Genomic DNA, 13,858 nt, shown 5'->3' on the forward strand with positions numbered 1-13,858 from the left:
ATCAAGGTTTTGCAGGCCAGGTTATGTCGGATGACGCTACGCTTATCCGACCTACGTGCCGGTCTTGTCGGCAAATCCTGTCGGATGACGCTGCGCTTATCCGACCTACGTGCCGGTTATGTCGGCAAATTCCGTCGGATGACGCTGCGCTTATCCGACCTACATGCCGGTTTTGTCGGCAAATCCTGTCGGATGACGCTACGCTTATCCGACCTACGTGCAGAGTTTACATGCGACATACGTTTTGGTTTTGTAGGGTGGATAAGCGCAAGCGTCATCCACCACCATCCCCAAACGTTTAACCCTTAGCAGTAACGAGCCACCGCCGCGCGCATACCCTGGTTCAAAATAACCTGCAGATCTTCGCTAACTTTAGCCACCAGACCCGGGACTTGAGTCAAATCCTGGCCCCAATGATCGCTATCACTTAACACCGCTTCAACCAGCTGCTGCACGGTGATTTGCTTATCACCCAATGACGTCCACAGCTGCTGATAACGCACTAACCAATGCTCGTCATCCTGTAAAGGATAGCTTTCGTTATTGCGCTCGCCTTTATAGAAAGCAATCAATGCCGCCAGTGCAAAAGTCAGACGCGGAGGCAAAGTCCCGCTCGCCTGCTGGCCTGCCAGCAATTGAGGCAAAATGCGGGTGCGGAATTTGGTCATGCCGTTAAGCGCGATAGACAACAACTGGTGCTGAATATACGGGTTCTGGAAACGGCTGGTTACTGCCTGGGCGAATGACTGCAGTTCATCACGCGGCAGATCCAGTACCGGGATAATCTCTTCAGCAATAGTTTTTTCCACAAAGCCACACACTTCGGCATCGTTCATGGATTCGCCAACGGTGTTTAAACCTGCCAGATAAGCAACCGGAACCAGAGCGGTGTGAGCACCGTTGAGGATCGCAACCTTACGTTCTTTATAAGGTTTGATGTCATCAACGATCAGTACGTTCAGTGGGTATTTGTCCAGACGCAGCTCCTGGGCAAGCGAAGCAGGCCCCTGAATCACGAACAGGTAGAAGTGTTCTGCTGCCGCCAGGAAGCTATCTTTATAGCCCAGAGAATTCTCAATGTCGGCCGCTTCATCACGTGGGTAACCCGTCACAATACGGTCAACCAGTGTTGAACAGAATGTGTTCGCTTCATTCAGCCATTGAATGAATGCCGCTGGCAGTTCCCATTCTTGTGCGTAACGCAGAACCAGCTCTTGCAGGGCATCACCGTTATAGTCGATAAGCTCGCAAGGGATGATCACCCAACCTTTGTCTGCTGCACCGTTGAAGTGACTGAAACGCTCGAACAACAAACGGGTGAGTTTAGCCGGATAACTTACCGCTGGCGCATCTTCAAATTTATCGCCCGCGTGGTAGCTGATACCCGCTTCGGTGGTGTTGGAGAACACGAAACGCATCTCTGGGTTATGCGCCAGTTTCAGGTACGTTTCGTACTCCTGATAGACGTTGATCTCTCTGTTCACTGAACGAATAAGACGCGCGTCGCTTACCGCTTCGCCCTGCTCGTTCAGGCCACGGATAACCGTGGTGTATAGCCCATCCTGGGTAGATAACGACGGCGGGAATGCGCTGTCGATCGGACGTACGATAACCACGCCCGCATTTAAGTCCGTATGTTCATTGAGTAAATCGACTTGCCAGTCGATGAAAGCGCGCAGGAAGTTGCCTTCACCAAACTGGATAATACGTTCAGGATATTGAGCGCCAGGGAAATCATGACGATTAAGTGTTTTCACTATGTTGTTCCTTGGTGTGTACAGGATGAACGACCACAAATATCCTGACCAAATTATCAGAACTCAACGAAGTGAAACCCCGTTTTGATCAAACAAGAGTTGTTATACCAATTATTTTTGGTACAACAACTATCGACTACTTGCTGATAACGTATTCGTTTAACGACGCCATGCTGGTCTGATTGCGACCATTGCGTTTAGACAAATAGAGATACTTATCGGCCTGGGCAAGCTGCGAGTTAAACGCATCAAGCAGCGTCTGTTTATCGGTGGAGGTTGCCGCAAGACCAATACTCACGGTGATAAACAGTGATTGTTGCTGGTAACGAAACGCTGTCAGTTCGATATCCTTACGGATTTGCTCGGCGATGGCATAACCTTCTTCTTCTGAGCGGGTGCTACAGGCAACAACAAACTCTTCGCCGCCAAGTCGCGCCACCAGTCCATTCTTGTCGACGGTTTGCGACAAACGCCGGGCAAACGCAGCCAACACCACGTCACCACATTCGTGACCGTAGTTATCATTTATGCGTTTGAAGTAATCAATATCCAGCAGCATGACGCAGAGTTTTTGATCGGGTTGATGCATCAGTGGCGCTTTGTTTTTCAACGCCTCATAAAGACCTGAACGGGAGTAAACACCGGTAAGAAAGTCATAATCGGCGCGCAGCGAGGTCTGTTTGATAAGCCGGTTAATCGCATCCACGCTAACGGAAACGATAAGCGGGCAAATCGCCATGGTGGCAATCCCAAGGCGTGCGGAGAACATCTCACTCACCACCAACGGATTATTGGGATGAATAGTAATGATGGAGTTAGCGAGTAAAATAATCTCCGCCCCACCGGTGACTAACGTCAGTAACGCGGTCACCGGCAACGGATAACGAATCGCACACCAGATCAGCGCTGGCAATGGAAACGCCAGGCTACCAGCACCGCCGATTGCCACCGAAGCAAAGACGGAAATGATCACTCCCAGCAATGGGTAGATTTTTGACAGATGAAAATCGGGCAACTTCTTCCACTGCGGCCACTTCACCATCAGCAAAAAAGGCATCATTAAAACGCCGGTCGAAAACTGCTCGCTAAACCAGTCCGTAAATAATGAAATAAATTCACGGTAGTCTGAGGATGGGCCCGTTGAACCTATTGAACCTAATAAAGAACTGATGACTGAACCAATCAGACAGGTATAAAAAAGATTATACGCATTGAGCGCCCAATTGTTTTCATCTTGCGTCCGGGAATAGCGTAGTAATAACCGCGCGACCACAATAACAAATACCATGTTCGACAAATTAATTATCGCCGACTGCCATCCCCAATGCGTGGTGAAGGCGTCGTACACCACCATCGCGCTATAACAAACAAAATAATAGATCGCGCGGTTGAGGAACGGGTTGCGGACAAACACCGCCGCCAGCACCGCGTTGAGCGGCCAGAACAGCGACAGCTCGTCAATCAAACGCAGTGACGCGCCAAAAAAATAGAACAATGTGGTAATGATAAATATATTTACGGCATTCGCTAAACGTTTATCTGGTGAAAATAACTTAAGGTAATTTTGATTAGACATGCTTGTTTGACTCATAATTATGCATGCACTGCGAAAAGAGTTTACACATCTGGATGAGTGCAAAAAATAAAATTGAGCTTAGCATATTGTACCTGGTACAACCTGTTGGCAACCAGGTAATTGCGCAGCTTTACGTCATACTTTAAAAAATTGAACGACCTATCCGTTTGGCCAGAATTTCCAGGGCGGCCGTTCCCGCTAACGAGTTACCCGAGGTATCCAGTTCCGGGCACCAAACCGCAATCGACATCTCATGAGGAACGATGGCGATAATTCCCCCACCCACGCCTGATTTACCCGGCATCCCTACGCGATAGGCAAACTCACCGGCTCCATCGTACATTCCGCTGGTGACCATCAGGGCATTGATTTGTCTGGCCTGCTGAGCGGTGAGAATCGGTTCTTCAAGGTGCAAGGCGCGCCCCTGATTTGCCAGGAATAAGAAGGTTTTCGCCAGTTCATTGCAGCTCATTTTCAGCGCGCAATAGTGGAAATAATTTTGCAATACGGTGATGACGTCGTTATCAAAATTACCAAAGGATTTCATCAGCCAGGCGATGGCCGCATTACGTGCCGAATGCTCGAACTCAGATTTCGCGACGCGCGTGTCGTAGGCCAGATCGGGTTGCCCGGCGATAGCACGCACCACCTCCAGCATTCGCTGTTTCGGCGCACTCAGGCGGGTCTGCAACATATCGCACACCACCAACGCCCCGGCATTAATAAACGGGTTGCGCGGTTTGCCCTGTTCGAGTTCTAACTGAAGTAATGAATTGAACGGCTGCCCCGAAGGCTCTTTACCGACGCGCGCCCAGATTTCATGCTCTTCATAACGTGCCATGGCCAGCGTCAGACTCAGCACTTTTGAAATGGATTGAATCGAGAAACGCTCTGCCGCATCCCCGGCGCTAAACATTTCGCCGTCAACAGTGCATACCGAAATGCCCAGTTTGTTGCCAGGAATTTCAGCCAGTGCAGGAATGTAATCAGCGACTTTTCCCTGACCAATGAGTGGCCGAACCTGAGCCAGAATATCTTCGAGCAATTGATTATCTAACAGACCTGGCACTGCAAACTCCTGAATGGCGGGTATTTTACGCCCGCCAGTATATCAGAGCGTGCTTACGGGAGGCAGGTGAAAACACGCAACGGCACTGACAAGATGCATCTCGTAACAGGCGCAACGTCACTGCTTACCCGCCTGACAAACTAGTGTCTGTTTTTCCACACGGTTTGCACGTTACAAAACTCATGCAGACCAAAATGCGAAAGCTCGCGGCCAAAGCCACTTTTCTTCACGCCACCAAACGCCACGCGCGGATCGCTGGCGCTATAACCGTTGATAAAGACCCCACCGCATTCGAGACGGGCGGCAAATTCCTCAGCTAATTCAGTATTAGCAGTAAACAGCGTAGCGGAAAGACCGAAGTCACTGTCATTAGCCAGTTCCAGAGCCTGTTCGGCGTCGCGAGCGACGGTAATTGTCGCCACCGGGCCAAACAATTCCTCGCGGAATACCAGCATTTCCGCTGTCACATTCCCCAGCACGGTTGGCGCATAGTAATTGCCCTTGCCCGCCAGTTTCTCCCCGCCCAGCAGCAATTTCGCCCCTTGATTAAGTGACGTTGTCACCTGCTGATGCAACTCATCCCGCAAGTCATAACGCGCCATCGGCCCGATGCAGGTCGCGTCGTCACCAGGCTCACCGATTTTCAGTGCCTGCACCGCGGCGATGAATTTTTCAGTGAAAGCATCCGCAATGCTCGCTTCAATAATGAAACGTTTTGCCGCCGCACAGACTTGTCCGGTGTTCTGATAACGCCCAGCCACCGCCGCTTTTACCGCTTCATCAAGGTCGGCGTCGTTAAGCACGATAAACGGATCGGAACCGCCTAACTCAAGCACACATTTTTTCAGGGCCGCACCGGCTTGAGCGCCAATCGCCGCACCTGCACGTCCACTGCCTGTTACCGTGACCGCCGCAATCCGATCGTCTTTAATCGCCTGGCTTACGCCATCGGGCGTGACGTTGACGACTTCAAACAGTCCTCGCGGGAAACCGGCTTCGACAAACAACTGCTTAATGATTTGTGCGCATCCCATCACATTCGGCGCAGGCTTCAGCACGTAACTGTTACCCGCCAGAAGGATCGGTACTGCCCCGCGCAGCACTTGCCAGAGTGGGAAATTCCACGGCATTACCGCCAGAATGGCGCCCAGCGGACGGTACTCAATCACCGCCTGTTGGTTTTCCACCAATGTGCTTTCCGTTGCCAGCATCGCCGGGCCGTGTTCTGCGTACCAGTCACATAAATGGGCTGATTTAGCCACTTCGCCGCGCGCCTGGGTGACAGGTTTACCCATTTCAGCGGTGATCATTTGCGCCAGCGCTTCGGCGTGGTGGCGGACTGCCGCCCCCAGTGCGCGTAATTTATCGGCTCGCTCCGCCAGTGGCACTCCGCGCCAGATATTAAATGCCGCGTGATTCCCCGCCAGTGCGTTATCCAGCTGCTGCGTCGATGCAAAAGCGGTTGCTGAGAGCTGCTGTCCGTTAGCCGGATTAATTGAAATTGCGTGTGTGTTCATGATGTCCCCTGCATTTCGTTGATGCCCTAACCTTAAACCGGCGTGACAATCATGAAAAATGAATAATAATGAGCGAGTCATTCACGAATTGAGAAAGGCTAATGGATCTCACCCAACTTGAAATGTTTAATGCGGTCGCAGAAACCGGCAGCATCAGCGCGGCAGCGGTTAAGGTGCACCGTGTCCCGTCTAATCTCACCACCCGCATTAAGCAGCTTGAGGCCGACCTCGGTGTGGAGTTGTTTATCCGGGAAAACCAGCGTTTGCGCCTGGCTCCCGCTGGACATAGTTTTCTGAGTTACAGCAAACGGATTCTGGCGTTAGTTGATGAAGCCCGGATGGCGGTGTCTGGCGATGAACCTCAGGGTATTCTTACGCTCGGTTCGCTGGAAAGCACTGCTGCGGTGCGCATTCCCAGTGTGCTGGCGATGTTTAACCAGCGTTTCCCCAAAATTCAGCTCTCGTTAGCCACGGGGCCATCGGGTGATCAAATTGATGGCGTGCTGGATGGGCGGCTGTCAGCGGCATTTGTCGATGGCCCGATCCTGCATCCGTTACTGGAAGGGCTGGCGGTTTATGAAGAAGAGATGGTGATTGTCGCCCCCGCCGACCACGCGGTGATTACCGATGCCCGGCAAGTGAGCGGTGCCAGTATTTATGCGTTTCGCGCCAACTGTTCGTACCGACGGCATTTCGAAAGCTGGTTCCACGACCAGCAATCGCTGCCGGGGAAAATTCATGAGATGGAGTCTTACCACGGCATGCTGGCATGCGTTATTGCCGGAGCGGGAATTGCCCTGATGCCCAGAAGCATGCTGGAAAGTATGCCGGGCAGTCACCAGGTTTCAATATCGCCACTGCCCGAAGCGTGGCGATTCCTCAATACCTGGCTTATCTGGCGACGTGGTGCGAAAACCCGACAACTCGATGCGTTTATCGGGCTACTGAAACCCACACCTTAGCCGCGCAACAACACTTTGCCGACCAGATAAGTCACCGCTTTCCCGCCGATAAGTACGCGGTCACCCGCAAGTTGGCAACGCAAATCACCACCACGTTGGGAAACCTGGCGGGCGAGCATCTGGGTTTTACCCAACTTTTGCGCCCAATAAGGGATCAGCATGGTATGCGTGGAACCGGTGACGGGATCTTCGGGCATCGACGACCCAGGTGAAAAGAAACGGCTGACAAAGTCATAACCCTCTTCATCTGACGGTGCCGTGATGCACACTTTTTGATTCAGGGTACGCATCAGTGCAAAGTCAGGTTTTATGGCTTCAACCTGCTGCTGATTCTCAAGCACTACCGTCCAGGTGCGCCCGAGCCGGACTTCCTGATAATCACCGATCCCCAGCGAATCGAGCAACGCTTGTGGCGGCTCTACCGCATCACTGCTGGTGGCCGGGAAATCAAGCGTCAGCCAGTCGCCATTGCGCGTAACGGTCAGCGGGCCGACGAAACGCGTAGCAAAATGAATCGCGGTTTCCGGGTAATTCAGATACTCAAAAATCACATGGGCGGTGGCGAGTGTCGCATGGCCGCACAGATTAACCTCCCCTTGCGTGGTAAACCAACGCAATTCAAACCCGCTATCGGTGGTGATAAAAAAAGCCGTTTCCGACTGGTTATGCTGACGCGTCATCGCCTGTAAGGTTTCATCTGGCAGCCATTCTGTCAGCGGGCAAACCGCTGCCGCATTGCCACCAAAAGTGGAATCGGTAAACGCATCGACCATATAAAAATCAATTTGCTGCATGGCATTTTCTCTCTGTCGTACCCAATGACTTCTACCATGCCACGAGATCCCCGAATAGCATGACAATTAAATGAGACTTTAATCACAAAAGCGGTTGTACCGCAGGATTGATGGTTTTATGATCGCCTCCTCTCCACACTTTTACTGACCAGCGCGAACCCCATTTATGACCATAAGCAATGTCTCACGCAAAACTGCGTGGCTACGCGTCGTTACGCTCGCTGTCGCGGCCTTTATTTTTAACACCACGGAATTTGTCCCTGTCGGTTTGCTCTCTGACATCGCCGATAGTTTTGGCATGCAAACCGCACAGGTTGGGATCATGCTAACCATCTACGCATGGGTAGTGGCGCTGATGTCCCTGCCGTTTATGCTGCTGACCAGCCAGGTCGAGCGAAAGCGGCTGTTAGTCAGCATTTTTGTCCTGTTTATCGCAAGCCATGTGCTCTCATTCCTCGCCTGGAACTTCACCGTGCTGGTGATTAGCCGCATTGGTATCGCCTTTGCCCACGCTATTTTCTGGTCGATTACCGCGTCGCTGGCAATTCGTATGGCGCCAGCTGGCAAAAAAGCGCAGGCGCTAAGTTTGATTGCCACCGGCACCGCACTTGCGATGGTATTAGGTTTACCGCTTGGGCGAGTCGTCGGGCAATATTTCGGCTGGCGCACCACCTTCTTCGCCATTGGCGTGATTGCAGCTATCACGTTGTTCTGCGTGATGAAACTGCTGCCAAAACTACCCAGCGAACATTCTGGCTCGCTGAAAAGCCTGCCCCTGCTGTTTAAGCGCCCGGCACTAATGAGTTTATATGTGTTAGTGGCCGTGGTCGTTACCGCGCATTACACGGCATACAGTTACATCGAGCCGTTTGTGCAAACCGTCGCCGGGCTGAGCGCCAATATGGCAACCTTCCTGCTGTTAGTGCTGGGCGGTGCCGGGATTATTGGCAGCGTGATGTTTGGTAAGTTAGGTAACCGACACTCATCATCGCTGGTCAGTGGCTCTATCGGTTTATTGGTACTGTGCCTCGCGTTACTGCTGCCTTCCGCAGAAAGCACCACTTACCTGACGCTGTTATGTCTGCTGTGGGGGGTGGCGATTATGGTTATCACGCTGGGTATGCAGGTCAAAGTTCTGGCGCTGGCACCTGATGCAACGGATGTCTCCATGGCGTTATTCTCGGGGATTTTCAATCTCGGGATTGGTGCGGGGGCATTGGTGGGTAATCAGGTGAGTCTGCATTTTGATATGTCGAGCATCGGTCTGGTCGGTGCGGTTCCGGCGCTGGTTGCACTTATCGGTTCGGTGTTAATTTTCCGCCGCTGGCCGGTGTCGTTAGAAGAAAAACCGCAACACGGTTAACACGGTTAATGTTGAGATGTCGGGTGGCGTCCTGCTCACCCGACAACCCTTTAATGGATGTCGTAATCAACTGGCTGGGAAATGAGTAATAATTTCCAGCACACCATTAATAATAAACTGCACGCCCATACACACCAGCAAGAAGCCCATCAGACGGGAAATAGCCTCAATTCCGCTTTTACCCACCAGACGCATAATCGCGCCTGAACTGCGTAAACTCCCCCACAAAATAATCCCTACCAAAGCAAAAATTAATGGTGGCGCCACTAGCACCACCCAGTTAGAAAAACTGACACCGTGCTCGACCGTTGAGGATGAGCTGATGATCATCGCAATGGTACCCGGCCCTGCGGTGCTTGGCATCGCCAGCGGCACAAAGGCAATATTAGTATCCGGCTCTTGTTCCATTTCTTCTGCTTTGGAGTGCGCCTCAGGCGACTCATGGGCTTTTTGTTGCGGGAACAACATACGGAAGCCAATAAACGCAACAATTAAACCACCCGCAATACGCAGGCCTGGGATGGAGATACCAAAGGTATTCATCACCACCTGCCCGGCGTAATACGCGACCATCATGATAATGAATACATTGACTGACGCCATCAACGCGGTTTTATCACGGGCCTTTTTGTTCATATCTCCGGCGAGACCAAGGAACAATGCTACCGTAGTCAGTGGGTTAGCCAGCGGCAACAGCACCACCAACCCCAACCCTATGGCCTTAATCAACTCCATCATCTTTAGTCCTTAACGTCCGATATATAAGCGATGCACAGTATAGCAGCCAGGGCTGTGAACTTGAGTTAAACGATTTAGCTTAATGTTAAAACTGAACCGTTTTAGCAATTCGTGGCATCGCTTATTCATCACGTTGACTTATGCTTGCCTGAGCAATAATATCTGCCGTGATTAAATGTACTTGCCTGGGCAATCAAAATGACAAACAAAGACAATCTGTTTAACGAAATGATCCCGCTCGGGCAGCTCATCTATATGGTTAACCAGTACAAGGAACGCCTGCTTAACGAGCATCTTTCCCCGCTGGATGTCACCTCAACGCAATTTAAAGTGCTCTGCTCTATCTACCGCGCAGAGTGCATTACGCCGATGGCGCTGAAAAAATCGCTTTCAGTGGATCTCGGTGCGTTAACTCGCATGTTAGACCGCTTGTTGTGTAAGGGATGGATTGAACGCTTACCCAACCCCAATGACAAACGCGGCGTGTTGATACAGTTGACTCCTGCAGGAAAAACGCTCTGCGAAAAATGCCGCAGTCTTTTGGGGCAAAGCATGCATCAAGAACTGATAAAAAACCTGACAGCCGATGAAGTCGATACGCTTTATCACTTGCTATCCAAGGTATTACCGTAAACCTGAAAAGAGGTGAAACGATGTCCAGACGGAACAATGATTCAGTAACAATTCAAAGTATTTTGGACTGGATTGAAGAGAACCTGGAAAACCCTCTGTCCCTGGAGAAGGTTTCGCAGCGTTCTGGCTACTCGAAGTGGCACCTGCAAAGGATGTTTAAAAAAGAAACCGGTCATTCATTAGGCCAGTACATCCGCAATCGCAAATTGACCGAGATCGCCCTGAAGCTGAAACAAAGCAACGAGCCGATTCTCTATTTAGCCGAACAATACGGGTTTGAGTCCCAACAGACACTCACACGCACGTTCAAGAATTACTTTTCTGTACCACCTCACCGCTTCCGCGTGGCGTGTTCAGGTGGTGAAGGAAAGTACATTCATCCGCTAAATCATTAATATTATTAACAAATGCTATGCAACCGTCTGTTGATTCAGACACCGAGGATTTATGAAACGTTTTATCGGCGCAGCCAGCCTGCTTTTGATTCTGGCTTCCGCTAATGCTCTGGCAGAGCAATCAAGTCATTTCAGTGCCACTCAGACCAATCAGGGCAACATGATTATCCCATCGTCTGAAAGCCATGCCGACAATAGCCATACGATTGGCGATAAATCAGAATTCCTGGGGACGCCGTACTACCAGGAAAACACACTTTAATTTTGTATTGGGCGGGTTTGGTAAACTTACTCGCCTTTTCGATTGACTATTCCATCAAGCACCCTTCTGAACCACTCGCCCTGCACTGGTTAACTCATCGCATTCACTTATTTATTAATCTGTATAATGAATACTTTGAATTCATTCTCGCTGAATATCGATATAAGAAATATTCGATAAATTAAACCCGCATCACTTTATAAGTGTGACGCACATCATAAACACTTAAAGCCAAAAATATAGAATCCTCCCTGGCCGACCGCAGTTCAGTCTTAACGTGAATGTTTCAATCTGTATTTTCAAATTACGCCGTTGGGTTTTTATTATCCACAAGGAATAATTGTAAGGGATTGCTAATGAAAACAAACTCTAAAAGGATAACTATCCAGGATGTTGCGGCCAAAACGGGATATGCCGCAATGACGATATCCAGAGTAATTAATACACCTCACCTCGTGGCGAACAAAACAAGGAAGCATGTTGAGTTTGCATTGTCTGAATTGGGCTATGTGAAGAATAATATTGCAAGTTGCTTAGCCTCCTCGAAAGAGGTTTTTTGCTTTGTATTATTAGACTCAGAACTGGAAATTATTGACACACTCAACTACATAACACAAGTTTCTGAATTGGGTAGAATTCCTTGTTTTCTATGTTTTGAAAACAAAGATCAGCTTTTGGCTAATATTATTAAGGCTAAATCCTTTGGACGCGCCAGCATGTTTATTTTCTTTAGTGAGGATAACGAGGCTATGGTTAATGGGATTTTAGTTGAAGAGAATGTGGTCAATCTTGCCAGTAGTAAGGAAAGCTAAGTCATGATCAACATCAGACTACCGGATTCACTTGGTTGTACAGTGGCCAGCACCTCAGTCTTGCAGAGCCTAATAAAATGTGAATTATTTGATGATATTCATGTTTTTACAAAACATTTTGAACTGGTATCTCATCTGCAGGGGATCAACTTACACCCACCAGTGGATAATACTTTTCTTCATGTTGATCTGCGTAAATATACATCCAGAAGACCACATAATAACCGGCCTTATCGAGCAAGTTATTTGCATATGCTGGAGATGGCGGAAGAATCACTGGCAGTTAAGTTACCGATTATCCTGCCAAACATCCCCACTCACGAGTCAGATGCCTGTTTTGCAAAAGAGATAATTTCCACATTCAGCAAGCCTTTAATATGGATTCAATCTAAAACAACCACGGACAATAGAAACTGGAATTATAAGCGTTGGCTAACCTTGATAAAAAACCTATCAAATAATTTTGATTTTATTGATCTCAGCAATGTCAATTACTCATTGCTACAATCATTAGCCATTACAAAATATAGCTTTGCGGGTATTTGTCTGGATAGCTTTTTGGTACACGGCTCTGCTGCTGTCGGAGCCGAAAATGTCATTGTCCTGGCGGGAAGTTCGCGGGGTGAGTGTATTACATATCCCGGACAAAGCCTTATCTATGAAGAATCTGAATGCATAGCGCAACCTTGTGGGATGCATGGTTATTACTCTGGTTGCAAAAAAGAACATGAACAGATGTTTTTAGATTGTGACTGTATCAATACCGATAAATTTGCATGCATGAACAAAATAGATATTACCCAAGTTGAAAACCTTATCAAGAATTTTAAAACCAGCAGTAACAATGCCATTCTTAACTACGAAATAAAATATGCAACTCCGTAGGAAGATAAGCAAACCGCTTCAGAAATCCTGGAGCGGTTTGCCCGTCCGTATTAACTCACCACTGCCCGCCTCACCCGCAAACCAAAGACGTTAATATACAACCCGCCCATTATCAGCAGCGCCCCGGCTAACTGTGTCATCGACAAAGTTTCGCCCAGAAGCCATGCGGCACTGGCCATCCCAACCACGGGCACCAGTAACGATAACGGCGCAACACGCCAGGTTTCGTAGCGTCCCAGCAAACTCCCCCATATTCCGTAGCCGACAATCGTTGCCACAAACGCCAGATAAACCAGCGACAAAATGGTGGTCAGATCAATGGCAATCAGGCTTTGCCACATCAATGCCGGGCCATCGAACAGGAAACTGGCGGCAAAGAATGGCAGCACAGGAATTAACGCACTCCACACCACCAAAGACATAATCGGCGGTCGCGCGTCGAGCTGCATAATTTTCTTATTGAAGATATTGCCGCACGCCCAGCTAAACGCCGCGGCAAGCGTCAGCATAAATCCGAGTAACGCCACATGCTGCCCGCCGAGACTACCCTCAATTAATACCAGCACGCCGATAACCGCAAGGGTAATTCCCGCCAGTTGCTTGCCTTGCAGGCGTTCTTTGAAGACGCATGCGCCAAGAATAATGGTGAAAAATGCCTGCGCCTGAAGCACCAGCGACGCAAGTCCAGCAGGCATGCCAAACTTGATGGCACTAAACAAAAACGCAAACTGCCCAAAGCTAATCGTCAGCGCGTAAGCGGCCAGCAAGCCAAAGGGAATTTTCGGACGCGCGACAAACAGTAACGCGGGGAACGCGACCAGCAGAAAGCGCAGGCCCGCCAGTAACAGCGGCGGCATATTATGCAGCCCCATTTTAATCACCACAAAATTCAGCCCCCACACCACGACTACCAGCATCGCCAGCAGCCCATCTTTGCGCGTCATACTCCAACCCCTGTAGATATTGCATTGTTGTTAAAACTTAAGGCTAAAACAAAAGAATGAATAGACACAGATGACAGGTTTAAGCTTCAGTACAGAAGGTACCCTCTGAATAACAGGGTCTATACTTTGCCAAATCTTCATGCTAAATCTG

Annotated in this window: 15 protein-coding genes; 8 read left to right on the forward strand and 7 right to left on the reverse strand. The window is 49.6% G+C overall.

Going from position 1 to position 13,858, the window contains the following annotated elements; genetic code table 11:
- Positions 1-30: 30 nt before the first annotated feature.
- Positions 31-309, forward strand: a complete 279-nt coding sequence (locus tag WBL83_RS11825) for a hypothetical protein (protein WP_424589325.1) — start codon at positions 31-33, stop codon at positions 307-309.
- On the opposite strand, the gene WBL83_RS11830 is transcribed toward WBL83_RS11825, so the two are convergent.
- The 4 genes from WBL83_RS11830 to sad all read right to left on the reverse strand — a co-directional run bounded on the left by WBL83_RS11830 (position 306) and on the right by sad (position 5,919).
- Positions 306-1,757 carry a tagaturonate reductase gene (locus tag WBL83_RS11830; RefSeq protein WP_424589326.1) on the reverse strand — a complete coding sequence of 484 codons (1,452 nt, stop codon included), beginning with the start codon at positions 1,755-1,757 and terminating at the stop codon, positions 306-308. The two genes, WBL83_RS11825 and WBL83_RS11830, sit on opposite strands and share 4 nt — an antisense overlap.
- 136 nt (positions 1,758-1,893) lie before the next feature.
- Positions 1,894-3,333 carry a diguanylate cyclase gene (locus WBL83_RS11835; RefSeq protein ID WP_424589327.1) on the reverse strand — a complete coding sequence of 480 codons (1,440 nt, stop codon included), beginning with the start codon at positions 3,331-3,333 and terminating at the stop codon, positions 1,894-1,896.
- A gap of 142 nt (positions 3,334-3,475) precedes the next feature.
- Positions 3,476-4,402, reverse strand: coding sequence for a glutaminase B (gene glsB / locus WBL83_RS11840; protein ID WP_424589328.1), 927 nt, complete (start codon positions 4,400-4,402; stop codon positions 3,476-3,478).
- A 140-nt stretch (positions 4,403-4,542) separates the two neighbouring features.
- Positions 4,543-5,919, reverse strand: a complete 1,377-nt coding sequence (sad, locus tag WBL83_RS11845; protein ID WP_424589329.1) for a succinate-semialdehyde dehydrogenase — start codon at positions 5,917-5,919, stop codon at positions 4,543-4,545.
- Between the two features lie 101 nt (positions 5,920-6,020).
- Between sad and ptrR the strand changes: the two genes are divergently transcribed.
- The gene (ptrR, locus tag WBL83_RS11850; protein ID WP_424589330.1) at positions 6,021-6,881 is read left to right on the forward strand and encodes a putrescine utilization regulator PtrR; all 861 of its coding nucleotides are present in this window, start codon (positions 6,021-6,023) and stop codon (positions 6,879-6,881) included.
- Here ptrR and WBL83_RS11855 read toward each other — a convergent pair.
- Positions 6,878-7,675, reverse strand: a complete 798-nt coding sequence (locus tag WBL83_RS11855) for a PhzF family phenazine biosynthesis protein (RefSeq protein WP_424589331.1) — start codon at positions 7,673-7,675, stop codon at positions 6,878-6,880. The two genes, ptrR and WBL83_RS11855, sit on opposite strands and share 4 nt — an antisense overlap.
- A gap of 166 nt (positions 7,676-7,841) precedes the next feature.
- Here WBL83_RS11855 and WBL83_RS11860 point away from each other — a divergent pair, with 166 nt between their 5' ends.
- Positions 7,842-9,038 carry a sugar transporter gene (locus WBL83_RS11860; RefSeq protein WP_424589332.1) on the forward strand — a complete coding sequence of 399 codons (1,197 nt, stop codon included), beginning with the start codon at positions 7,842-7,844 and terminating at the stop codon, positions 9,036-9,038.
- A 66-nt stretch (positions 9,039-9,104) separates the two neighbouring features.
- Here WBL83_RS11860 and WBL83_RS11865 read toward each other — a convergent pair whose 3' ends face one another.
- A complete protein-coding gene (locus WBL83_RS11865; RefSeq protein ID WP_424589333.1) occupies positions 9,105-9,776 on the reverse strand; it encodes a MarC family NAAT transporter in 672 nt (223 codons plus the stop codon).
- A gap of 198 nt (positions 9,777-9,974) precedes the next feature.
- On the opposite strand from WBL83_RS11865, the gene marR reads away from it, so the two are divergent.
- The 5 genes from marR to WBL83_RS11890 all read left to right on the forward strand — a co-directional run bounded on the left by marR (position 9,975) and on the right by WBL83_RS11890 (position 12,763).
- Entirely contained in the window at positions 9,975-10,409 is a 435-nt protein-coding gene (gene marR / locus WBL83_RS11870; protein ID WP_424589334.1) for a multiple antibiotic resistance transcriptional regulator MarR, read from the forward strand.
- Positions 10,410-10,429: 20 nt separating this feature from the next.
- Positions 10,430-10,804: an MDR efflux pump AcrAB transcriptional activator MarA gene (gene marA / locus WBL83_RS11875; RefSeq protein WP_424589335.1), complete on the forward strand. Its 375-nt coding sequence runs from the start codon at positions 10,430-10,432 to the stop codon at positions 10,802-10,804.
- Positions 10,805-10,856: 52 nt separating this feature from the next.
- Entirely contained in the window at positions 10,857-11,066 is a 210-nt protein-coding gene (gene marB, locus WBL83_RS11880; protein WP_424589336.1) for a multiple antibiotic resistance regulatory protein MarB, read from the forward strand.
- Positions 11,067-11,422: 356 nt separating this feature from the next.
- Positions 11,423-11,878 (forward strand): LacI family DNA-binding transcriptional regulator, encoded by a 456-nt coding sequence (locus WBL83_RS11885; protein ID WP_424589337.1) that lies wholly within the window; start codon positions 11,423-11,425, stop codon positions 11,876-11,878.
- Between the two features lie 3 nt (positions 11,879-11,881).
- A complete protein-coding gene (locus WBL83_RS11890) occupies positions 11,882-12,763 on the forward strand; it encodes a hypothetical protein (RefSeq protein WP_424589338.1) in 882 nt (293 codons plus the stop codon).
- A gap of 50 nt (positions 12,764-12,813) precedes the next feature.
- Here the strand turns inward: WBL83_RS11890 and eamA are convergent, their stop codons facing one another.
- Positions 12,814-13,707 carry an O-acetylserine/cysteine exporter gene (eamA, locus tag WBL83_RS11895; RefSeq protein ID WP_424589339.1) on the reverse strand — a complete coding sequence of 298 codons (894 nt, stop codon included), beginning with the start codon at positions 13,705-13,707 and terminating at the stop codon, positions 12,814-12,816.
- Between the last annotated feature and the right edge of the window lie 151 nt (positions 13,708-13,858).

It is taken from the genome of Buttiauxella sp., assembly GCF_049686335.1.
Taxonomy (GTDB): domain Bacteria; phylum Pseudomonadota; class Gammaproteobacteria; order Enterobacterales; family Enterobacteriaceae; genus Buttiauxella.

Bases quoted from the DNA above. Each gene is read 5' to 3' on its own strand.
- WBL83_RS11825 (WP_424589325.1), top strand. From the start codon at position 31: ATGACGCTACGCTTATCCGACCTACGTGCCGGTCTTGTCGGCAAATCC.
- WBL83_RS11835 (WP_424589327.1), bottom strand. From the start codon at position 3,333: ATGTCTAATCAAAATTACCTTAAGTTATTTTCACCAGATAAACGTTTA.
- sad (WP_424589329.1), bottom strand. From the start codon at position 5,919: ATGAACACACACGCAATTTCAATTAATCCGGCTAACGGACAGCAGCTC.
- ptrR (WP_424589330.1), top strand. From the start codon at position 6,021: ATGGATCTCACCCAACTTGAAATGTTTAATGCGGTCGCAGAAACCGGC.
- WBL83_RS11855 (WP_424589331.1), bottom strand. From the start codon at position 7,675: ATGCAGCAAATTGATTTTTATATGGTCGATGCGTTTACCGATTCCACT.
- WBL83_RS11860 (WP_424589332.1), top strand. From the start codon at position 7,842: ATGACCATAAGCAATGTCTCACGCAAAACTGCGTGGCTACGCGTCGTT.
- WBL83_RS11865 (WP_424589333.1), bottom strand. From the start codon at position 9,776: ATGATGGAGTTGATTAAGGCCATAGGGTTGGGGTTGGTGGTGCTGTTG.
- marR (WP_424589334.1), top strand. From the start codon at position 9,975: ATGACAAACAAAGACAATCTGTTTAACGAAATGATCCCGCTCGGGCAG.
- marA (WP_424589335.1), top strand. From the start codon at position 10,430: ATGTCCAGACGGAACAATGATTCAGTAACAATTCAAAGTATTTTGGAC.
- marB (WP_424589336.1), top strand. From the start codon at position 10,857: ATGAAACGTTTTATCGGCGCAGCCAGCCTGCTTTTGATTCTGGCTTCC.
- WBL83_RS11885 (WP_424589337.1), top strand. From the start codon at position 11,423: ATGAAAACAAACTCTAAAAGGATAACTATCCAGGATGTTGCGGCCAAA.
- WBL83_RS11890 (WP_424589338.1), top strand. From the start codon at position 11,882: ATGATCAACATCAGACTACCGGATTCACTTGGTTGTACAGTGGCCAGC.
- eamA (WP_424589339.1), bottom strand. From the start codon at position 13,707: ATGACGCGCAAAGATGGGCTGCTGGCGATGCTGGTAGTCGTGGTGTGG.